At 42.8% G+C, this 21,697-nt stretch carries 19 protein-coding genes; 18 read left to right on the top strand and 1 reads right to left on the bottom strand.

Annotation, left to right across the window (positions count from 1 at the left end):
• Positions 1–16: 16 nt before the first annotated feature.
• From D1164_RS10915 to D1164_RS10875, 10 genes are all read left to right on the top strand, one after another.
• Entirely contained in the window at positions 17–316 is a 300-nt protein-coding gene (locus D1164_RS10915; protein WP_241558282.1) for a toxin, read from the top strand.
• A gap of 5 nt (positions 317–321) precedes the next feature.
• Entirely contained in the window at positions 322–1,320 is a 999-nt protein-coding gene (locus D1164_RS10910; protein ID WP_119350015.1) for a type II toxin-antitoxin system antitoxin SocA domain-containing protein, read from the top strand.
• Between the two features lie 162 nt (positions 1,321–1,482).
• On the top strand, positions 1,483–2,154 hold the full coding sequence (locus tag D1164_RS10905; RefSeq protein WP_147372155.1) for a hypothetical protein: 672 nt from the start codon (positions 1,483–1,485) through the stop codon (positions 2,152–2,154).
• Between the two features lie 130 nt (positions 2,155–2,284).
• Complete coding sequence (locus D1164_RS10900; protein ID WP_119350013.1) at positions 2,285–2,974, top strand: DUF6994 family protein; 690 nt, start codon at positions 2,285–2,287, stop codon at positions 2,972–2,974.
• 242 nt (positions 2,975–3,216) lie between these two features.
• Positions 3,217–3,381, top strand: a complete 165-nt coding sequence (locus tag D1164_RS23765; RefSeq protein WP_194074853.1) for a DUF1016 N-terminal domain-containing protein — start codon at positions 3,217–3,219, stop codon at positions 3,379–3,381.
• On the top strand, positions 3,378–5,168 hold the full coding sequence (locus D1164_RS10895) for an arylsulfatase (RefSeq protein ID WP_119350199.1): 1,791 nt from the start codon (positions 3,378–3,380) through the stop codon (positions 5,166–5,168). Before D1164_RS23765 ends, D1164_RS10895 begins: the two co-directional genes overlap by 4 nt.
• Before the next feature lie 198 nt (positions 5,169–5,366).
• Complete coding sequence (locus D1164_RS10890; protein ID WP_147372154.1) at positions 5,367–6,614, top strand: TolB-like translocation protein; 1,248 nt, start codon at positions 5,367–5,369, stop codon at positions 6,612–6,614.
• Between the two features lie 46 nt (positions 6,615–6,660).
• On the top strand, positions 6,661–7,938 hold the full coding sequence (locus D1164_RS10885; protein ID WP_119350011.1) for a right-handed parallel beta-helix repeat-containing protein: 1,278 nt from the start codon (positions 6,661–6,663) through the stop codon (positions 7,936–7,938).
• Positions 7,939–8,167: 229 nt separating this feature from the next.
• Entirely contained in the window at positions 8,168–9,448 is a 1,281-nt protein-coding gene (glyA, locus tag D1164_RS10880; protein WP_119350010.1) for a serine hydroxymethyltransferase, read from the top strand.
• A 196-nt stretch (positions 9,449–9,644) separates the two neighbouring features.
• Positions 9,645–10,400, top strand: coding sequence for a sulfite exporter TauE/SafE family protein (locus D1164_RS10875; protein ID WP_119350009.1), 756 nt, complete (start codon positions 9,645–9,647; stop codon positions 10,398–10,400).
• Between the two features lie 43 nt (positions 10,401–10,443).
• Here D1164_RS10875 and hydE read toward each other — a convergent pair whose 3' ends face one another.
• Positions 10,444–11,523: a [FeFe] hydrogenase H-cluster radical SAM maturase HydE gene (gene hydE / locus D1164_RS10870; RefSeq protein WP_119350008.1), complete on the bottom strand. Its 1,080-nt coding sequence runs from the start codon at positions 11,521–11,523 to the stop codon at positions 10,444–10,446.
• Between the two features lie 206 nt (positions 11,524–11,729).
• Here hydE and D1164_RS10865 point away from each other — a divergent pair, with 206 nt between their 5' ends.
• The 8 genes from D1164_RS10865 to D1164_RS10830 all read left to right on the top strand — a co-directional run bounded on the left by D1164_RS10865 (position 11,730) and on the right by D1164_RS10830 (position 21,678).
• The gene (locus D1164_RS10865) at positions 11,730–13,775 is read left to right on the top strand and encodes a hypothetical protein (RefSeq protein ID WP_119350198.1); all 2,046 of its coding nucleotides are present in this window, start codon (positions 11,730–11,732) and stop codon (positions 13,773–13,775) included.
• 251 nt (positions 13,776–14,026) lie between these two features.
• Positions 14,027–14,299: a TM1266 family iron-only hydrogenase system putative regulator gene (locus D1164_RS10860; protein ID WP_119350007.1), complete on the top strand. Its 273-nt coding sequence runs from the start codon at positions 14,027–14,029 to the stop codon at positions 14,297–14,299.
• 137 nt (positions 14,300–14,436) lie between these two features.
• A complete protein-coding gene (gene hydG / locus D1164_RS10855) occupies positions 14,437–15,837 on the top strand; it encodes a [FeFe] hydrogenase H-cluster radical SAM maturase HydG (RefSeq protein ID WP_119350006.1) in 1,401 nt (466 codons plus the stop codon).
• A gap of 106 nt (positions 15,838–15,943) precedes the next feature.
• Positions 15,944–17,338 carry an aspartate ammonia-lyase gene (locus D1164_RS10850; RefSeq protein ID WP_119350005.1) on the top strand — a complete coding sequence of 465 codons (1,395 nt, stop codon included), beginning with the start codon at positions 15,944–15,946 and terminating at the stop codon, positions 17,336–17,338.
• A 171-nt stretch (positions 17,339–17,509) separates the two neighbouring features.
• Positions 17,510–17,869 (top strand): hypothetical protein, encoded by a 360-nt coding sequence (locus tag D1164_RS10845; RefSeq protein ID WP_147372153.1) that lies wholly within the window; start codon positions 17,510–17,512, stop codon positions 17,867–17,869.
• A 158-nt stretch (positions 17,870–18,027) separates the two neighbouring features.
• Positions 18,028–19,251 carry a [FeFe] hydrogenase H-cluster maturation GTPase HydF gene (gene hydF / locus D1164_RS10840; RefSeq protein ID WP_119350003.1) on the top strand — a complete coding sequence of 408 codons (1,224 nt, stop codon included), beginning with the start codon at positions 18,028–18,030 and terminating at the stop codon, positions 19,249–19,251.
• 364 nt (positions 19,252–19,615) lie between these two features.
• The gene (locus tag D1164_RS10835; RefSeq protein ID WP_119350002.1) at positions 19,616–20,917 is read left to right on the top strand and encodes a C2 family cysteine protease; all 1,302 of its coding nucleotides are present in this window, start codon (positions 19,616–19,618) and stop codon (positions 20,915–20,917) included.
• A gap of 95 nt (positions 20,918–21,012) precedes the next feature.
• Positions 21,013–21,678: a C40 family peptidase gene (locus tag D1164_RS10830; RefSeq protein ID WP_119350001.1), complete on the top strand. Its 666-nt coding sequence runs from the start codon at positions 21,013–21,015 to the stop codon at positions 21,676–21,678.
• Positions 21,679–21,697: the final 19 nt, after the last annotated feature.

Below are 21,697 nucleotides of genomic sequence, written 5' to 3'. Positions count from 1 at the left end.
GGAACTAAAGGTGAAAATGGAAATTTTCGGCATACTGTTTCTTGATGACCGCGGCAAGAATCAACAAACGCTGCACGATTTAGAAATTTCACCTGCCAAACGTAAAGAAATTATAAGTTCGTTAAAGGCTGAAGATTATTCACAAGGTCCTTTAGACGAAAAAATGCGTGGCATATTGCCTATGTGGGTTTTTGGCAAACAGGTAAAAAAGAAAGAAGTGTACATCAAAGTAAGTATGGGAATTGAAAACAACGGAGCAGTTTGTATTTCTTTTCATATTGCCGAACACCCTATGAATTATCCATTAAAAAAATAAACATCATGAAAAGTCCATTTACAGGTAAAGAAATGAGCATTGTAAAAGAGTGGAGAACCATGAGTTTTCGCAAAGACGAATTCAAGGTGTTATTTCATTCGTACAAATGCGAAGATACAGGCGAGCAGTTTGAAGATGATGCATTTGCCCAATTGAATTACAATCAATTAGTAAATCAATACAGGGTAAAATACAGCATCCCCTTTCCGGAACAAATTATTTCAATTCGAGAAAAATACAATCTTTCGGCAGCAAAGATGTCCGAGATATTGGGTTTTGGCACAAACGGATATCGTCAATACGAAGGAGGCGAAGTGCCAAACCAGTCAAACGCAAAATTAATCCAGTTGGCCGACGACCCACATGAGTTCAAAAAACTGGTTAATTACTGCACAACACTTGACCAGAAATTTATAGAAAAAACACATAAGACAATAGATAATTTATTGGAAGAGCAAAAGAAGAACAAGTTTGAAAAGCAATTGGAGAATTACTTCTTTGGCACATGCCGTCCCAATAATTTAACAGGATTTAAAACACCAGATTTTAGGAAGTTTTCTGAAATGGTTGTGTTTTTTACCGAGAAACTTGAACCATGGAAAACCAAGTTAAATAAGCTGTTATTCTATGCTGATTTTATCATGCATAAACAATCAGGATTTTCAATGAGTGGAGTTCAGTATCGAGCCATTCCAATGGGGCCTGTACCTAATAATTTCAATAGTATTTTTGAATATTTAGCCAACAAAGACGAATTGGATATTTATTATACCAATTTTGCCGATGGTGGTACAGGAGAACAATTTAAAACAAATCCAAACAAGACTTTTGACAAGGAATTGTTTACTGAAAATGAATTGCAAATATTAGAGTCGGTTGCAGAAAGATTTAAAAACACATCAACAAACGAGATTATTGAAATCAGTCATAAAGAAAAAGCCTGGATTGATAATAACGCAGAAAGAAAGTTGATTGACTATAATTATAGTTTTGAATTAAATTGAGACTCCAGCCGCACATCTTCCCATCGCTCTCGGCCAGATTTAGCTGAAAGCACTAATTTTAAGGGCAGTACATTTAATAAACTTTGTAACGGTTTGATAGAAAATCGCGTTGAAATGTCAAATGTTTCATATACCCATCTATTGTGTACCATACTAAAAAAAATGAAACAGATAATTTCATTCATAATCACTTTGGTATTATTGTCCTGCCATAATTCTAATCAGTCCAAAGAGTCGACTGACTCTGAAACTGTTAAAACTGCTCAAGACACAGTTCTGGTGAAAATCGAAAACAAAATTGACAAGTCATATGAAATTGGATTCTATTCAAAATCGTATACCTACTGTTGGATAGTCGGACAAGATACTCTTGATCTTGGCATCGGGCTTACTGAATATGTTAGAGATAGTTCTGTTCAGCTACGAGTATTTAATCAAAAACCAACTCTTTTTGCCTCTACAATTAACAGGATAAATCAGTGCTTACCCCTGATTAAAGAAGACTTTGACATGGATAATCTCCGTTCACTTTATTTTGAACCACCAATTTTTTATAAAGACTTGACAACTGAACTCTCGCTGGACTATATCAATCAGTTTGGACAGCAGAATATTAAGCACGAAGAGCTAAATGAGTTTTTAATGAACTCCTGGCTTGAACAAAAAATCAGCAACTTTCTTGACCAATTTGGAAAGACGACAAGAAGATATGAAATTGAGAAGTTTCATTTGCTCGAAAAACAATATTACAACGAGTATATTCCTGATTCAGTAATAACTGAATATCCAGAATTTTCGATTCATGGAATGGGAATATCAGTGATTACTGAATGAATAAATAATAAAAGCCAGTGCTTAAAAAAGGCTCATAAAGCATAGTTTGCAGCAGGCACAATACAAGCTACGCTTCATAGCCAAACAGTCACAGGCAAGCTTGACAGGTTTTAACCTACGAATTTTTAACATGAATAAAATTAATATCGATTTTGATTTTCGGAAAGATAGTAATTGTGGAGATCCTGATACTGACAGTCAAAAATTGTATAAAGCACATAAACTATTATGGAATAAAACGTTGCCGTGTGGAAAAACTCTTGATTTGGAAATTATACGCAACAACTATGGCAGATTACTTATAAAAAACAACTTAGGCGATAATTTATCTAGCGATAGAATGTGTCCACATTTTGACGGAAAATATAAAGGTAAATTTGATGGTTGGTTGTCTGATTTGGAGAGAGAAGAATTAAAATATAAAGTTCGTACTATTGGAGGTCATATAATTTTTCCTGCTCACAATAAGAATGGTTTTACTATAAATCAAGCAAGGGGTATAAACAGGATAATTTGCGACAGGTTTGATTTGACTTTGGAATGCATTAGACGCTTTTATCAAGAAGAAAAAAGTCCACTTTATGATACACTTATGAGATACAAAGATTTTTTTGATTTATTTGTTGATTTTAGTGGCTATGTTGATTTTTTTATGTTGCAGGATTTTGTTGGTAAAAAAGGGCAAATAAATTTTTCTTTGCCATTTGACAGCTTTAATCGATCACCATTACCTCAAACAGTTGATGAATATAAAAAATATAAAACTCAAACAATAGATTTGGTGAATAGTCGTAACAAAAGAATTTTAGAAAGTTTCTGAGAGAATGAATATAAAAAAGCCAGCCACTAACAAATTATAAATGCATTGCAGGGTCAGCGCAGTGCGTTAGTTTTAATTCATCACATAAGTACTTCTTAAATAGATTAATGTAAATTATCTATTTCACTGGAGCTGATAAAATACTATTGCTAACGTAAATATGAGACGAAAAATGAGATTTACTGATTGATGAAGATGAAAATTAAAAAACTAAATTTGTGTAATAACTGAAATTATTGCAAATGACCGGAATCAAACATAATCCTAAAAATCTTTACAATAGAGTTGCAGAACTTTTAAAACTTATTCAAAACACTGTTGTTCAAACAGTAAACAAAACAATGGTTCAGACCTATTTTGAAATAGCAAGAATGATTGTTGAAGAAGAACAAAAATGTATGTTATGATTAAAACCGGTAAAATCATTCTTGCTCTCTCGTTTCTGGTAATAGCTGCATTGGGGCAGAACTCAATGCACAAAAAACAACATCCCAATGTCATAATTATCATTACGGACGACCAGGGATACGGTGATTTGGGAATTACAGGCAACCCACATGTAAAAACGCCGGTGCTCGACAATTTTGCCCGCGAAAGCATCCGTTTCAACCAGTTTTATGTTTCACCGGTTTGCGCCCCTACCCGCTCCAGCCTGATGACTGGGCGCTATTCGCTGCGAACCGGAATACGCGACACATACAATGGAGGCGCCATGATGGCAACTGAGGAGGTCACCATTGCAGAAATGTTAAAACAAAAAGGCTACACTACCGGAATCTTTGGCAAATGGCACCTGGGCGATAACTACCCTTCCCGACCCGGCGACCAGGGATTCGAAGAATCGCTTATCCATCTTTCCGGCGGCATGGGCCAGCCCGGAGATTTTACCACCTTTTATAAACGCGACAGCAGCTATTTTGATCCCCTACTCTGGCACAATGGGAAACAAAAAGCTTACAGGGGTTATTGTTCCGATATTTTTGCCCGGGAAGCTATCGGGTATATCGAAAAAAACTACCAGAAACCGTTTTTCTGTTACCTGTCTTTTAACGCTCCGCACACGCCGTTGCAGGTTCCGGAAGAATATTACAACAGGTACAAAAACATCGACCCGGAAAGTGGCTTTCAAAATGACAGCCGCCCCTTTCCGGAAATGAATGAAAAAGACAGGGAAGATGCTCGAAAGGTATATGCCATGGTTTCCAATATCGATGACAACGTGGGTAAACTGCTGCAAAAACTCGACGAACTCCGCATTACAGAAAATACTCTCGTTATTTTTATGACCGACAATGGTCCGCAGCAACGACGGTACATTGCCGGCATGAGAGGCCGCAAGGGAAGTGTTTTCAGAGGCGGGGTGCGCGTACCCTTTTATTTCAGGTTACCCGCCCTGTTTAAAGGAAACCGGGACATTGAAGTACCTGCTGCCCACATTGACATATTACCAACACTTTCGGAATTATGCCATGCCGACTTACCGGGAAACCGGATTATCGATGGGAAAAGCCTTCTTCCTGTACTAAACGGAGAATCAATCGAAACTTTTGAAAACAGACCACTGTTTTTTTACTGGACACGACGCTACCCCGAACGATACAACAACATAGCCCTGCAAAAAGGCCCCTTCAAACTGGTGGGGCATACCGGATACAACGCTTCTGTTGAAAGATTCGAACTTTTCAATATCCGGGAAGATGAATATGAACAGCACAATATCCTTGCATCAAACAAAACATTGGCGGTTGAAATGAAAGCAGAACTGGATCGTTTGCTTTTCGAAATAACAAGCGCTCCACATTTACTGGAGCCACCACGGATTATAATAGGAAGCGAACAGGAAAACCCGGTTTACCTCAACCGAAATGATGCTGGCGGCCCCCGGGGAATCTGGACTCAGGAAGAAATATTCGGATTATGGAAGGTGCAAATCAGGGAAGGGCATTACAACATCCGTTTTAAATTCATCCAACCGTTGGAGTCGGCGGGAACAATGTTCCTTGAAACCCGTTCAGCCATCATCCGGGCTGAAAATAAAAATATTCCGACAGATATAATTGAAATGAATGATATCTACTTTCCTAAAATGAAATGCGACCTCGTTCCTTTTTATGCGACGGAAGGGCGACGCATTCTTCCGTTATGGGTAGAACTCGAAAAAGTATTACCGCAGGACATTTCCAACGGCCAATAAAAATCGCCTGAAACTAATTCTTGTGCCAGGATATAAAGGTGTGGTCAGTAATTTATCGCAACATTCTTCGCTGCCAGAGTGCTAAAGCCCCGCAGTAATAGAAAGAAAAATTCTATCTTTGGTACATCCAACCAATAATAAATGATCAAAATGATTAAAAACTATACACTTTTTTTTTATCCGATTTTCCTTCACAAATTGAAAAAAAATAGACAAACCCTTCTTCAAATATTTTTAGTTGCATTAACAGGAACCTTATTTTCCTGTAGCACAAACACAAAAGAATCAGGCATCTCCGTTACCTTTCCCCAGCCTTCCGAGCCCATCCAAATCACGAAAAGCAGCAAAGAACACCTGTTTGCCAGCTATTACGGCATTAACTCATGGAGCGCCGACCAGCAATTTGCCACTGTTTTACAAACCGACATCAAAAACCGGCTTCCGGACGAAAACGATTTGGCCACATTGGGGCTGGTTGACATGAAAACGTACGATTTTATTCCGCTAACCCAAACACGTGCCTGGAATTTTCAACAGGGATGTATGGCACACTGGCTGGGCACTTCGCCCGATTCGCTTATCATTTTTAACGATCTGCGCGAGGGGAAATTTGTTTCTGTCATTATGAACGTACACACCAAAGCCGAAATCAAAATCATCCCCTACCCTGTCAGCGCTGTTTCGTCCAACGGAAAAGAAGCCGTAAGCATTAACTTTGCACGGTTGCGCAAAACCAGATCGGATTATGGTTACGGCGGCAACGGCCAGGATGCCAAAGAAAACACGCAGTTTCCGGAGGATGACGGTCTGTTTCTCGTGAACCTGGAAACCGGAGATGCAAAGTTAATTGTGTCCATAGCGCAGGTAAAAGAGATGGTCCCGGAAATCCCGGAAGAAGGAATCGAATATTTCAACCACACCTTATTCAGCCGCGACGGTAGTAAAATCTTCTGGCTGGCACGGGCCATACCCAACCGGAATACCACCTCGTTTACGGTTAACCGGGACGGCAGTAACCTGCAGCGCTGCTTTCCCGATGGCTGGGAAGGTTCGCATTTCGACTGGCTGAACGGCAATGAACTGATGGTAACTGCGAACTACAATGCCAAACAATATGCGCACGTTTTATTCACCATTGGAAAGCAGGATTACAAACGCCTGGGAAATGGGTTGCTGGACTACGACGGACACGGCACTTTCTCCCCGGACCAAAAATGGATGGTAACAGACACCTACCCCAGTCGCGGGTTGCGGGAACAGAAAATCTACCTGATGGACATGAAAATGGAGGCTGTCCTTCCTTTAGGACGCTTTACTCAACCGGAGGAATTCAACAGCCACTGGCGCTGCGACATTCACTGTCGGTGGAGTCCAAACGGCAATATCATTGGATTCAACTCCACTCACTCCGGCAGCCGGCAGGTTTATATTATTCACCTGGAGTAGCAGAAAATTTTCTTCTTTTTATAGTAAAAATTAAAACCAGTTTGCGATGAAAAACTTTTTCCTGATTTTCCTCTTTCTAACGGGCTCACTTTTCATAAAGGCCCAAAACGCTACAGAAAAGGCCGATGCACTGGTTTCGCCAAAGGTTGTGGAAAAAGAGATGACGGTAGGCGGAAACGAAGCCGATATTTGCGGATTCAACAACCAATCCATTCAGTTGGCTATTGATGCAGTAGCCAAAACAGGCGGCACGGTAAAACTGACGTCAGGAGTATTTGAAATTACCGCACCGGTGCGGATGAGTTCGAATGTAAGACTGATCGGCTCCGGCAGGGAAACAGTTTTGAAACGCGCAAAAGGAGTGCAAACAAAATTTATCGTGGATGCCGATTATGGCGAACTAAAAATCACCGTAGAAAATGCCGACGGATTTGACCCGGGAATGAAAATACAGGTTACCGACCGAGACCAAAGTTCCTGTTGGAATGTATCAACCGCATATATTACCGATATCCGCGATAATATTATCTATATTGACGATTACCTGAAACGCGACTACCGATCAGACAGGGATGGACTGATATCCAATGCCTCTTCGGTTATTGAAATTATAGAAGCCGCAAATGTAACTGTCTCAAACCTCACGGTGGACGGAAACCGGGAGGAAAACTTTTTTGCCGACGGATGCAACAGCGCCGGCATTCTTGTTTTTAAATCGAAAAAAGTGATCGTTGACAAGGTGCATGTCAAAAATTTTAATGGCGAAGGCATCAGTTGGCAAATCACAGAAAATGTAACTATCCGCAACAGCGAAATTTCGGGAAGTGGCAACACCGGCATGCACCCGGGAACGGGCTCACCTTTCACTACCATTGAAAACAATGATGTTCACCACAACGACAACGACGGACTATTTATCTGCTGGCGTGTTTACCAAAGCCGCGTTACAAACAACCGCTTTCACCACAACGGACGGTTTGGCATTTGCACCGGCCACAAAGATACCGATGTGGTTTTCACCGGGAATCATATTTTTGAAAACGGAAGCGACGGTGTGCACCTGAGGGGAGAGAGGGAATCGAATGCACCACACCGCAATACTTTTCTGGAAAATGTCATTGAAAACAACGGAACAAATGGCAGTGGTTACGGTTTCTCCATTAATTCGCCGGCTCGTGATTTGATACTGAAAGACAATATTTTCCAAAGTACAGGAGAGCAAACACAAAAAGCGGCTGTTTACATCCAGGCCAACGGCCTGCCCCCCGAAATGATAAACAATAAAATGGAAGGACACCCGGAAGGGGAAGTGATAAAAGAGTAATTGAAATGAGAACATCCTCCTCCGCGACAAAAAAGCTCCTTCCCTTGTAAAAAGGCAAAATCTGTCGTGGAGTTATTTCCATCCGTTTTTTGTATTTGTAGTAAATTTGATTTTCGCAGGTCATCCCAAAATTAATTGTTTAAAACTAGTGCGTAATTCCCCCGCGCAACTTCCAAACACTCATTCAAAATGTTTTACCTTTGGCCTTAATTTCAAAGTTTATGCACAAATGAAAAGAGATACGCTTGTTTTTGACATTATTCAGAAAGAACGTGAACGGCAATTAAGTGGCATTGAATTGATTGCCTCTGAAAATTTTGTAAGCGATCAGGTGCTGGAAGCCATGGGATCGGTAATGACCAATAAATATGCAGAAGGCTACCCCGGGCACAGGTATTACGGTGGCTGCCAGTTTGTAGATCAAACGGAGCTGCTGGCCATCGAACGTATCAAAAAACTGTATGGCGCAGAATGGGCCAATGTACAGCCACACTCCGGGGCGCAGGCCAATGCGTCGGTGTTGAGCGTTATTTTACAGCCGGGTGATACTTTCCTGGGACTCGACCTCTCGCACGGAGGTCACCTGTCACATGGTTCACCGGTAAACAGTTCCGGAATTTTATATAATCCGATAGCTTATCGGGTAAAAGAAGATACCGGACTGATTGATTACGATGAAATGGAAGCGTTGGCGCTGGAACATAAACCGAAGCTGATTATTGGCGGGGCTTCTGCTTACAGCCGTGAGTGGGACTACCAGCGCATGCGCGAAATTGCGGACAAAGCAGGCGCCTTGTTCATGGTGGATATGGCACATCCCGCAGGACTAATCGCTGCGGATTTACTTGAAAACCCTGTAAAATACGCCCACGTGGTTACTTCTACTACTCACAAAACCTTACGTGGCCCGCGCGGTGGTATTATTTTAATGGGAAAAGACTTTGAAAATCCATGGGGAATAGCTACCCGGAAAGGGGAAATTCGCATGATGTCGTCCTTATTCGATTCTTCTGTATTTCCGGGACAGCAAGGTGGTCCGCTGGAACATGTTATTGCCTCCAAAGCAGTGGCCTTTGGCGAGGCGCTTGATCCTTCCTTCCGGGAATACCAGGCGCAGGTACAAAAAAACGCCCAGGTAATGGCGCAAGCTTTTATGGATTTGGGATATAAAGTGATTTCCGGTGGAACCGACAACCACTCTATGCTTATTGACCTGCGTACCAAGTTTCCTGAAATTACAGGGAAACAGGTAGAAAACACACTGGTAAAAGCCGAAATTACGGTCAACAAAAACATGGTTCCGTTTGATAGCCGCTCTCCTTTCCAAACTTCCGGATTGCGCGTGGGAACCCCGGCCATCACTACCCGCGGTGTAAAAGAAAACCTGATGCCGGTTATCGTGCAGCTGATTGACGATGTAATTTCAAATATCGAAGACGAAAAAACACTGAAGACAGTTGGGGCGAAAGTACACCAAATGATGAAAGATTATCCGCTTTTCGCTTATTAGTCTCATGTTGAAAAGTTGGATGAGCAGATAATTTAACGGGAATTAAACATCGAGTCCATTCTGAAAACAGGAAGTATAAAATTTAATACGATTTTGTACTTTGAAGATTTAAATTCAATAAAACCTTTTCAGAATGGACTCAATACTGCATTAAGACATCGTACTTTAGTCTTAAACCTTAAATAGTAAAGTTCGGATGGAATGGTATCTGATTTTAGCGCTCCTCGGTACCGGACTGGTTGCCGGTTTTATTAACACCACAGCCGGTGGTGGTTCCATGCTTACGCTTCCCCTGCTCATGTTTTTAGGGCTGCCGGCCAATGTTGCCAACGGCACCAACCGCATTGCCATTTTATTTCAAAATATCATCGGGGTTAACACGTTCCGGCAAAAAAAGGTGCTTGATCTGACGTCTGATTTCCGGCTGGTACTTCCGGCTTTAGCAGGTTCTGTCATCGGGGCATTGATCGCCGTTGAAATGAATGTGCTGGTTCTCGAAAAAATAATTGCCATTCTGATGGTAGGAATGCTTCTGCTGGTAGTCCTGAAACCAAACGCATGGGTAGCCGAACGTGCAGAAAATCAACATCCAAAGCCTACTTTACTGCAATACATTCTTTTCTTTTTTATCGGGTTATACGGAGGATTTATCCAGATGGGAGTGGGTTTTTTATTGCTGGCCGGACTGGTTTTGGGATGCGGGCACAACCTGGTAAAAGCCAATGCCATTAAGGTATATATCGTATTAGTTTACACCATTTTTACCATTGGCATTTTTATGTTCTATGGTCAGGTGAACTGGCTTGCCGGTCTCGTTTTGGCAGTGGGTAACATGGCAGGCGCCTGGCTGGGTGTTCATTTTGCCGTGAAAGGCGGTGCAAAATATGTCCGCTATGTTTTAATCCTGGCTCTCGTCATTGTCATTTTGAATTTATTCGGCGTGTTTAGCTGACGAAATGCTTAAATGACAATTACTTGCTAAATGCTCGGGTGAGCTACTGCCGGCTAAAAAAATGTTTCGAATCGCCCCATTCATCATATCCTATTTCACTTCCGGCCAATTCAATACGGGCTTCAAGACAGTTGCGACAAAGCGCTGCATCTTCATCCAGACAGGGTTTGTCTTCGTAAAGAAGGTACTCTTTGCGGTATTCACAAGGCGTTAAATTGGGCATGATTACATTGGCTCCCACAGTCAGCGCTTTTTCGCGACCTGCCGGATCAATAGCCTGCAACGCAGTAGCAGCAGCAATATTGATGTCGGGCATTAAAAGACGCAAAACAGCAATCATGTTGAGCGCCAGGTGAAATCGATCCATTTTGGGTTGCAGCAGATGCCGGAATTGATAAAGCGGCGTGTGCTCATGTTCAATGTATGGCCCCATCCCACACATATCGATATCGATCTTCTTGAAAAACAACAAGTCATTGACTAAATCGTCCGATGTTTGAAACGGCAGGCCAATCATTACCCCCGTGCCCAACTGATATCCGGCTTCCCGTAAAAACTGAAGTGCCTCTACCCTCTTTTCAAAAGAATGTTTGGGTGTATCCGGGTGGATTTTATAATACAGTTCGCGATTCGACGCTTCAATGCGCAACAGGTAGCGGTGAGCACCGCTTTCAAACCAGCGGAGATACGTTTCCTGTGATTGTTCGCCGCAACTCAGCGTAATACCCAATTCATTATTGGAAAGTTGCTTGATCTTCTTCACCAGTTTGTCCACCCTTTGCACAAAAGACTTTGATTCCAGTTCGCCTGACTGAAGCACCACCGATCCAAAACGTTTTTCCCAGGCAAAACGACAAGCCTCAAGGATCTCTTCGTCCGTAGCGTTATAGCGTACTACTTTACCATTGCTCTTCCTGATACCGCAATACAAACAATCTTTCGAACAAACATTGGAAAACTCTACCAGCCCCCTGAAGTAAACTTTTTTTCCTGTCACCGATTCTTTTACCTCACGGGCCTTTGCAAACAATAATTCCCTGTCCCTGCCTTTCGCAGTTAATAATACGCGCAGGTCTTCCGCAGAAAATAATTGTTGATTTACTATTTCGGTAACCGTTTTCACAATGACAAAAATAGCAGTTGGAAATCAATGAGAAACCAATTGACAAAAAATATTCATTAAAACATTTCACAGTGCACAGAAATCAGAAATCGATATAGGAGAAGGTACGATTTGATTTTCCTTTTTGTGTGATAAAATCATTGGATTTCAACCGGGAATGCCCTATTTTTCCATGAAATTTTTATCAACGTTTAAACGGCATGGATATGAAACAGTTACTAAGCCTTATTTTTGTTCTTATACTTGTATGGAGTTGCGGGCAAAAAGCAAAAGAAACATCAACTACACAAATGATAATTACAGAAAAACATTCCGGTGACGCCATTCAGAAAATCAGTGAAAAATTTCCTGAAATCAACCGGCAAAACGTAGAAAAAGGAGTACGCCATGCGGCATCGCTTTGGCGGCAAACCGATGGTACGGCAGAAGATTTTATTTCTTTTTGTGCTGACAATTATATCGGAAATAGTGAGGAGAAACAAATGGTTTTTACCAAAATGTCTGATTATTTCGAATCCCTTTTTGGCCATTTTAATAAAATGCTCCTCGACTTAAGAAAAAACATGGACTTACAAACCGGTCCGCTCCATCCGGTAGATCACATGTTTTCGGCTTACAGCGCCGGCGCTCATTTGAACAATGATTTTTACGACAACAAAATTGCATTCCTGGTAGCCCTGAACTTCCCGTTCTATTCTGCCGAAGAAAAAAATGAACTGGGCAAAAACTGGTCCGACCAGGAATGGGCATACGCCAGAATGGGTGATATTTTCAATTCGCGGGCGCCTTCTGAACTCAATCAAAAAAGTGCCGCCGTTTCAGCAGAAGCAGATGCCTACATTGCTGAATACAACATTTATATGGGAAAATTACTCGACAAAAACGGGAAAACGCTTTTCCCCGAAAATATGGTTTTGCTCAGCCACTGGAACCTGCGTGACGAATTAAAAGCCAATTATGCCCTTTCCGAAAACGGATTTGAAAAACAGGCAATAATCTACCGGGTGATGCAACGGATCATCGACCAGTCTATTCCTGAAAAAGTCATCAATTCAGGAGAGTACAACTGGAAACCGTATGAAAACGAGGTACTTCAAAACGGAAAACCTGTGGAAGCCACTCCGGAGCCTGCAACCAGGTATCAGAAAATCATCAATTATTTCAGGGCATTTAAAGCGTTCGATCCATATCATCCCGTACTCAATACAGCCATAAAAAGATCGTTTTCAGGTTACATGCAAATTCCGCAGAATGAGGTGGAGGCTTTGTTTCATGAGTTTTTAAGCGCTCCCCAGCTCAAACAAACCGGAGAAATCATCAAAAAGCGGCTGGGACGCGATTTGCAGCCCTGGGACATCTGGTACGACGGGTTCAAAGCGCGCAGTTCAATCCCCGAAGAAAAGCTGAATGCCATCACCCGCACACGATATCCTGACGCGATGGCGCTGGAAAACGACCTGGTCAATATTTTGGAAAACCTGGGATTTGAAAATGAAAAGGCCGCATTCCTCGCTTCCCAAATTACCGTCGATGCTGCACGTGGTTCCGGCCATGCCTGGGGCGCATCCATGAAAGAGGAAAAAGCCCGGTTGCGCACCCGTATTCCGGATGAAGGAATGGATTATAAAGGATACAATATTGCGGTTCACGAATTCGGACACAACGTAGAACAAACCATTTCGCTGCACGATGTACCCTATTATACGATGAATGGCGTACCCAACACAGCGTTTACCGAAGCACTCGCATTTGTTTTTCAGGAAAGGGACTTATTCCTGCTGAATATGAAAGATGAAAATCCGGACAAAGAATACCTGAAAACACTGGATATTCTCTGGTCGGTTTACGAAATAATGGGTGTATCAATGGTGGATATGCAAATGTGGAAGTGGATGTACAGCAATCCGGATTGCACGGCGGAGGAACTAAAAAATGCTACGCTTGAAATCAGTAAAAACGTGTGGAACAAATATTTTGCTCCGGTGTTCGGCATCGAAGACCAAACCATTCTGGCTGTTTATTCGCACATGATTAATTCTCCCATGTACCTGCCCAACTATGCATACGGGCACTTAATCCATTTTCAGCTTGAAGAACACTTTAAATCGCACCCGTTTGCTCCGGAGGTAGAACGAATTTTTGCGTTGGGGCAACTCACTCCGGAAGTATGGATGCAAAAAGCCGTTGGGCAACCACTCTCCAACCAGCCTATTCTGGATGCCGCCCAGGAGGCAATTGACCATTTGCTTTAAATGTTTTACATAAAGAATTGAAAATAGAAACCGATAAAATGCTGCACAAAAGCTATTCAACAACATAAAAATGAATGTTATTTAACATTCATCGAAAATCATTTTAGCATTACTTTTATGCGAAATCCTGCGGGAAGGCAAGGCTGACCTTAGGGAAGAATGAGGATACAAAAATACATAAGGATAAAATCCTTACCATTCTGAATTTACTTCCCAAAGATATCGGATATCTCCCGCATAAAGATTTAAATATGAACAATAGCGAGAAACGCCTCGGTTTTGTGGGAATTATTATCGATGATCGTGAAAAATGTTCGGGTGTGGTAAACAACGTACTAAGTGAACATGCCGACCTTATACTGGCGCGAACCGGTTTACCGAATGCAAAAGGAAACACTTCGGTGATTACCCTGGTAATTGATGCCACTACTGACGAGCTGGGAGTTTTAACCGGAAAGCTGGGGCGTATTGCAGGAATTTCAGTAAAATCGGGATTAGCCAAACAAACAGGTAGTCGTAGCTGACTGTTGCCATCATTGTAATTTGTCTCGAGACTTTAGAGTTCTGAGATAAGTAAAGAAACAAAATCCGGTTCCTGAAATGTAAACTTTTATAGAAAGCGTCTAAACGTGAGAGTTCGAAACTTTAAACTAAAAATAGTATGTACAACGTACCAGCCAATTTTATAAACGAACAACAAATATGGGATATTCTGAACACCCATAAAACAGCTGACAGGGTGCAGGTAAGGGAAGTTTTGGCCAAGTCTGCTGAAATGAAAGGCCTGGAAATGGATGAAGTTGCCGTGCTCACCGGCATCAGCGATCCGGAACTGCTGGGCGAACTGTTTCATACAGCAAACCAGGTAAAAGAAACGATTTACGGGAAACGCCTGGTGTTGTTTGCTCCCCTTTATATTTCCAACCTTTGCTCCAACGAGTGCCTGTACTGCGCATTCAGGGCCACCAACAAAGAGATTGTCCGGAATGCCCTTACCCAAAAGCAGATTACCCGTGAAGTTGAAATTCTTATCAACAAAGGGCATAAGCGTATTTTGCTGGTAGCCGGCGAAGCATATCCCCAGCAAGGCTTTCAATATGTGCTTGACTCTGTGCGCACCATTTACAGTGTAAAATCTGACCACGGTGAAATCCGCCGGGTAAACGTAAATGTAGCGCCCCTTACAACTGAAGAATTCAAGATGCTAAAAGCGGAGGGAATTGGTACCTATCAGATTTTCCAGGAAACATACCACCGCGAAACGTATCAAAAAGTGCATTTAGGAGGCAAAAAGCGCGATTACAACTGGCGGGTATGGTCGCTGCACCGGGCGATGGAAGCAGGCATTGACGATGTGGGAATTGGCGTGTTATTCGGATTGTTCGATTACCGCTTCGAGATTTTGGCGATGATGCAGCACATAAGGGAGCTGGAAAATCAATTTGGGGTAGGACCACATACTATCAGCGTACCCCGACTGGAACCTGCCACCGGGAGTGATTTGGCTACCCATCCGCCGTTTCCGGTTTCAGATATTGACTTTCGGAAAATTGTAGCCATTTTGCGTTTGGCCGTACCTTATACCGGAATCATCATGTCGACCCGGGAAACGGCGCAAATGCGCCGGGAAACTTTTGCCCTGGGTGTAAGCCAGATTTCGGCAGGTAGCCGCACCAACCCGGGAGGTTACGAACACGAAGAAAATCAAGACGACCCTTCCGGACAATTCAGTTTGGGAGACCATCGCCCACTCGATGAGGTAATCCGCGACGTGGCCAAGATGGGCTATATCCCCTCGTTTTGTACGGCCTGTTACCGGCTGGGGCGCACGGGTCAGGATTTTATGGATTTGGCCAAACCCGGTGACATCAAGCTGCACTGTGCCCCCAATGCTTTATCGTCGTTCAAAGAATACCTGCAAAACTATGCCTCACCGGAAACAGCAGAAGTGGGAAACCGGCTCATTAAGGAAACCATTGCTGAAATGGATGGACTGGCCAAACAGCGTGCCCAGAAACTGGTAAAAAGAGTGGAAGCTGGACGGGATGATGTGTATTGTTAATTTTCAAAAGGTTGCTTAGTTTTGACTGTATCAAAAAATATAAAGTAACCTGGAGTTTTGTTTTCAGCCAATTAAAAATTTGAAAAAGGGACGAATTTCTTAAATCATGCATTACCGTACTGAAACTGATCTTATCGGCCAAAAGCAAATCCCTGCCCAGGCATTGTGGGGAATACACACTGCCCGGGCAAAGGAAAACTTTCCAATTTCCGGCCAGACCGTTCACCCGGAATTGATAAAGGCATACGGTGAGGTGAAACTGGCTTGCGCCCAAACAAACATCCGGCTTGGTTTCTGGAAAGAAAATTCCTCAAAAGCAGATGCCATTGAAAAAGCATGTTTTGAAATGAGCCAGGGCTTGTTAAATCAGCATATTCTGGTAGATGCACTGCAGGGAGGTGCCGGTACCTCCACCAATATGAATGTGAATGAAGTAATTGCCAACAGGGCGCTGCAAATCCTGGGAGTAAAACCGGGAAACTATAAACTCATTTCACCTTTGGACGATGTCAATCTTCACCAGTCAACGAATGACACCTACCCTACTTCTCTGAAAATTGCTGCCATCCGGTTGCTGCGCACATTGGAACAAAATGTTGTGGAATTACAGGAAGCTTTTCAGCAAAAAGAAAAAGAGTTTGCTCAAATTGTAAAAATCGGGCGCACCCAATTACAAGATGCTGTTCTCACAACACTTGGCCGGGAAATGGGCGCTTATGCAGAGGCCTTTAACCGCGATCGCTGGCGAATTTACAAATGCGAAGAACGGTTACGGGTAGTGAACCTCGGAGGCACGGCAATCGGAACCGGACTTGGCGCACCCAAACAATTTATCTTCCGGGTGGTCGATCGGTTGCGGGAAAACACCAATATTGGACTCGCCCGGAGTGAAAACCTCATCGACGGCACACAAAACACCGATGTTTTTGTGGAAGTTTCCGGAATACTAAAAGCGTGTGGGTCCAACCTCTTCAAAATAAGTAATGATTTGCGTTTGCTGGCAAGCGGCCCCCATGCCGGACTGGGTGAGATCAACCTTCCTGCCAGACAGGCCGGGTCCTCCATCATGCCGGGCAAAGTAAATCCGGTTATTCCGGAAGCCGCAGCCCAAGCCGCTTTGCTTGTAATGGGCAATGATGAGATTATTACCCACGCATGCAGTGCCGGAAACCTGGAATTGAACCAGTTTTTCCCCCTCATTGCCTGTACACTTTTGGAAAACCTCACTATGCTGAATAACTCCATTCGGATATTTAACAAACATTGCATTTCAGGGATAACAGCCAACGAAAATATTTGCCGGAAGCATGTTGAAAACTCTACTGCCACGGTAACCGCACTCATTCCCAAAATTGGTTACGAAAGTGCCTCGCGTGTTGTAAAAACTGCCCGGCATGAAAATATTTCGGTAAAAGAAGCTGCTGCAAAATTAAATCTGGTTTCGGCTAAAGAATTCGAAGATCTGATTGCTCCTGAAGCAGTTTGCAGGTTAGGTCACTAACCATCCCAAAACCAATCTACCCGACCACTGAGAATCAACAAACTACATAATAAAAACATAAAAAGATAAAAAAATATTAATATTTATTTGGCGGAAACACTCTTTGTTATTATAATTGTCTTAATTACAGAGATAACTATTAATAAATTGTATAACTCAAAAATGAAGAAAATGAAGAAGTTATTGTTCGTACTGGCATTGGTTATGGCATATGGATTGTCTGTTTCAACTGCAAGTGTAAAAGTTGAAGACAATAAAAAAGCAAAAGTTACAGTAGTCGCTGAATCTGACGACAACAAAACAGAAAAAGCTTCGGAAGCAAAAGCTGAAGGTTGTTCTGAGGCAAAGGCCGAAGGTTGCTCAGAAGCAAAAGCAAAAGGCTGTTCTGAGGCAAAGGCTGAAGGTTGCTCAGAGGCAAAAGCAAAAGGCTGTTCTGAAGCAAAAGCTGAAGGTTGCTCAGATGCAAAAAAAACAGCGGCAAAATCAAGTGGCTGCTGCGCCAGCAAGGCTAAAACTGCCAGCAACATGTAGTGAAAAAGAACATTACAAAGTATTTCCATAACAAAAAGGTCGTCCACATCAAACGGACGACCTTTTTATTTTCCACTACCCGATGATCCTCATTTCTGCTTTACTTTATTGGTAGTTACTCCCGGAATTTGTACTTTTCCAACCTAATAAACAGAAACATGAGGGCGCCAAAAACTTTTCGCTTGCATATTGGAATTTTTGGACGGAGAAATGTCGGAAAATCAAGCATCCTGAATGCATTGACACAACAAAATGTTTCTATTGTTTCTGAAATTGCCGGCACTACCACCGACCCGGTAGAAAAGCCCATGGAACTCCTCCCGTTGGGTCCCGTGTTATTTATTGACACGGCTGGCATAGACGACATAGGCAATTTGGGCGGTAAGCGGGTAGCCAAAACACTGGCAGTTTTCGACCGAACCGATTTGGGGGTAATTGTTACCAACTTCAGCGATTGGGGAGAATACGAACTGCAATTGATGGAAACATTTAAAGAACGGGAAATTCCTTTTATCATTGTATTTAACAAAGCGGACGTCTTCCCTGAAAACATTGAAATTACTTCCCAATTGGACAGCATAAAAGTGAAACATGTTTCTACCTCGGCAACGGTGGAAATGGGAATTTCAGATTTACGACAGCTGTTATTGAATACGGCTCCTTCCGATTTTATAAATCGCCCCAGTATACTCGCAGATCTGGTTGGTCCCGGGGAAGCAGCTATTCTGGTGGTTCCCATCGATAAGGAAGCCCCCAAAGGCCGGCTGATTTTGCCGCAGGTACAAAGCATCCGCGATTTACTCGACAATGATTCTTTCTGCGTGGTGGTAAAAGAACGCGAGTTGCGCGAAGCTTTGTCGCGTTTCAACAAACCACCCAAACTAATCGTGACTGACTCCCAGGCTTTTCTGAAAGTTACTGCCGACACTCCCCCGGAAATCCCTCTTACCTCATTCTCCATACTTTTTGCAAGGTTCCAGGGCGATCTGTCCGAAATGGTTCGTGGCGCCATGGCCATTGATACTTTAAAAACAGGCGATAAAGTGCTCATTGCCGAAGCCTGCTCCCACCACCCTATCGGTGAAGATATCGGAACCGTTAAAATTCCACGCTGGCTGACACAATATGTAGGAGGAAAACTGGAAATTGACAACATCAGGGGACACGATTTTCCCGAAAACATTTCAGAATACAAACTAATCATTCACTGCGGAGCCTGCATGTGGAACCGCCGCACCATGCTCAGCCGGATTATGAAAGCACGGCAGGCCAAAGTTCCGCTTACCAATTACGGTCTCACAATAGCCTACTCGCTGGGTATTTTTGAACGGGCCTTACAACCATTTCCCGCCGCATTGGAAGTTTTCAAATCAGAGAATTAAACATATTGATTCTCAGGAATGACTCCCTTTCAAAATACATTATGATACATTCTGTTTAAGGATAAAAAAAGAAAATAGATTATAATATATATTATTATTTGATTTTAAGATAAAAATACCTTAAATTGCTTAACTATTTTACAAAAATTATGAAGAAAAATTTTACTACTGTCACGGCATTTTATTGGGCAAATAGTCGTAAATTGAATGTTGCATTTAGATGTGACGCTATATTTTCCACTAAGTTGTTTAATTCCACCGTTCCGGATTTCACTCCATAAATAAACTATTCCGGCTGGCAGTTGCTGTCCGGAAGCGATTTTATAACTCAATTTTATAAACAACCGTTAAAATCAAAAAAACAATGGACAAAGTAACAAATTTGAATGTGGGTGCCATCAACCCGTATGCCCTTACCGAAGCTTTAGTGGGCAGAAAAATCGATTGGACAAAAAAGGAATCCATTGAGATAATGGAAGATGCATTGGAAACAGATTACAATGAACTGTTTGACATGAAGTTTAATTCGCCTATTTATGCCGGATTAAAACTGAACGCCCAAAACATGGCAGAACCTGTAGCTGCTTCTGAGATTACCATCAGAGGTGACAACGATCCGGAAACACCGGATGTATCTGGCTTAACGAACCTGAGCGAACTAAAAAAGGTGGGAATAAAAAGCATCAATACCACCAAAATTCGTTCCGGAGTGCTTACCCGCGGTTTGTTGAACCTGAAACTGGAAGTTCCGGAACTGGATAAAACTATTTCCAAAACACGGTTAAGCAAACCGCTTGCCTCTATCGTAATGAACCAGGGCTCGGCAGGTGACTGGACCCCGGAGAACGGAGTTTGGAAAGATATAGGCGACTTCTTTAAAGATGTAACCGAGTTCTCCGATCCTGTTCAGGGGGCCATTGGCAACTGCTATTTTATTGCGGCGCTGTCGGCCATTGCCTGGGCTGATCCTTACCGGATTGTACACCGGAACCGGGCCACCGGAACCGGAGAAACCAACAGGGTCAATGCCATCCAGTTTTATTCCAAAGGGGGAGGTAAAGATGCCCCGTCGAAGCTGGTGGAAGTTTCTGACAAAACCATTGTTCGTACGTCGAACAACCAACCTATTTATTGCCGCTCCAGCGATGTGGGTGAAATTTATCCGGCTCTGTATGAAAAAGCTTTCGCCAAATGGATTTTGAAAACCAATTCGGACAAACCGGACATTACCAAAACAGCTTTTGGTGACCCGGTAAAAGCCACTGCCCAGTTGAATAATAAAAAGGCTTATTATTACAACACCAGCAGCCGGACCGGAAACGAGCTTTATTCGATTGTCAGAGGTAACTCAATGAGTTACAAAACCATTCATCCGATGACTGCCTGGACTTACGGTTCAAGTAAAGATTACACCGGAACCAGCGTAGTTGGAAACCATGCATACACTGTCTTAGGATGGGCGTACCGAAACAATAAAAAGTATATTGTTCTACGGAATCCCTGGGGTGTTACCGAACCGGCAGGATGGAATACCTACCAGGGAGTTTTGTCATTCTTTGACAAAAGTTTTTGGCGGCCAATAAATACGATAGGCAACGACGGCGTTTTTGCTATCGAAGCCAATTCATTCCAAAACCTATTTGCCGGACTTGGAGTTGCCAAGTAACACAAGCACTTTAAAGGGGGTGTATCCGAAAAACCGAACAGGCTTATTCGGGGCACTCCCTTTTTTTAATGTAGAAACAAAATTCAATCGCAGCAATGGAAGCACTTTTAAAAATCGCATTTAATGAATTAGGAACCGAAGAAATTTCCGGTACCCAACACAACCCGGAAATACTTAAATATGCCAAGGAACCTGGAATTACAGGTATCTCAAGTGATGAAATCCCGTGGTGCAGTACTTTTATAAACTGGGTGGCATGGAAAGCAGGCCTGCAATTTTCCGGCAAGGCCAATGCACGCTCCTGGCTCAATATTGGGACACGGGTTGCCTCGCCAGAGCCCGGCGATGTAGTGGTATTTTGGCGTGAAAGCCAGCAATCGTGGAAAGGACATGTGGGGTTTTTCCTCGGAATATCGCCCGACAGAAAAAGAGTGTACTGCCTCGGAGGAAATCAGGGAAACCGTGTGTCGGTTTCAGCTTACCGGCTTAACACAGTATTGGCTTACCAGCGTCTGGCACCGGCAGAAAAACTGGTTATTCCTGAACCAACATTGCAAACAGGAAGCCGGGGAAAAGCGGTTGTAGCTTTACAGGATGCCTTAAAACTGTTAAACATCGATGTGGGCACGTCCGACGGTGCCTTTGGCCCTAAAACAGAAACCGGCGTAAAGGAACTGCAAACACGTATGCCCAACCTGACCATTGATGGAGTTTATAACGAAACAACCCGTGATTTACTGGAATCTTTATTCCAGGCTTGATTTATAACAAAATAACTAT

Origin of the sequence: Mariniphaga sediminis, from assembly GCF_003573545.1 — a bacterium.
Taxonomy (GTDB): domain Bacteria; phylum Bacteroidota; class Bacteroidia; order Bacteroidales; family Prolixibacteraceae; genus Mariniphaga; species Mariniphaga sediminis.
Note: the sequence above shows the minus strand (reverse complement) of the source record. Positions and strands in the feature narration are given on the sequence as shown.

Excerpts from the sequence above, each read along its gene's own strand:
- D1164_RS10915 (WP_241558282.1), top strand. The coding sequence starts at position 17 with ATGGAAATTTTCGGCATACTGTTTCTTGATGACCGCGGCAAGAATCAA.
- D1164_RS10910 (WP_119350015.1), top strand. The coding sequence starts at position 322 with ATGAAAAGTCCATTTACAGGTAAAGAAATGAGCATTGTAAAAGAGTGG.
- D1164_RS10905 (WP_147372155.1), top strand. The coding sequence starts at position 1,483 with ATGAAACAGATAATTTCATTCATAATCACTTTGGTATTATTGTCCTGC.
- D1164_RS10900 (WP_119350013.1), top strand. The coding sequence starts at position 2,285 with ATGAATAAAATTAATATCGATTTTGATTTTCGGAAAGATAGTAATTGT.
- D1164_RS23765 (WP_194074853.1), top strand. The coding sequence starts at position 3,217 with ATGACCGGAATCAAACATAATCCTAAAAATCTTTACAATAGAGTTGCA.
- D1164_RS10895 (WP_119350199.1), top strand. The coding sequence starts at position 3,378 with ATGATTAAAACCGGTAAAATCATTCTTGCTCTCTCGTTTCTGGTAATA.
- D1164_RS10885 (WP_119350011.1), top strand. The coding sequence starts at position 6,661 with ATGAAAAACTTTTTCCTGATTTTCCTCTTTCTAACGGGCTCACTTTTC.
- glyA (WP_119350010.1), top strand. The coding sequence starts at position 8,168 with ATGAAAAGAGATACGCTTGTTTTTGACATTATTCAGAAAGAACGTGAA.
- D1164_RS10875 (WP_119350009.1), top strand. The coding sequence starts at position 9,645 with ATGGAATGGTATCTGATTTTAGCGCTCCTCGGTACCGGACTGGTTGCC.
- D1164_RS10865 (WP_119350198.1), top strand. The coding sequence starts at position 11,730 with ATGAAACAGTTACTAAGCCTTATTTTTGTTCTTATACTTGTATGGAGT.
- D1164_RS10860 (WP_119350007.1), top strand. The coding sequence starts at position 14,027 with ATGAACAATAGCGAGAAACGCCTCGGTTTTGTGGGAATTATTATCGAT.
- hydG (WP_119350006.1), top strand. The coding sequence starts at position 14,437 with ATGTACAACGTACCAGCCAATTTTATAAACGAACAACAAATATGGGAT.
- D1164_RS10850 (WP_119350005.1), top strand. The coding sequence starts at position 15,944 with ATGCATTACCGTACTGAAACTGATCTTATCGGCCAAAAGCAAATCCCT.
- D1164_RS10845 (WP_147372153.1), top strand. The coding sequence starts at position 17,510 with ATGAAGAAGTTATTGTTCGTACTGGCATTGGTTATGGCATATGGATTG.
- hydF (WP_119350003.1), top strand. The coding sequence starts at position 18,028 with ATGAGGGCGCCAAAAACTTTTCGCTTGCATATTGGAATTTTTGGACGG.
- D1164_RS10835 (WP_119350002.1), top strand. The coding sequence starts at position 19,616 with ATGGACAAAGTAACAAATTTGAATGTGGGTGCCATCAACCCGTATGCC.
- D1164_RS10830 (WP_119350001.1), top strand. The coding sequence starts at position 21,013 with ATGGAAGCACTTTTAAAAATCGCATTTAATGAATTAGGAACCGAAGAA.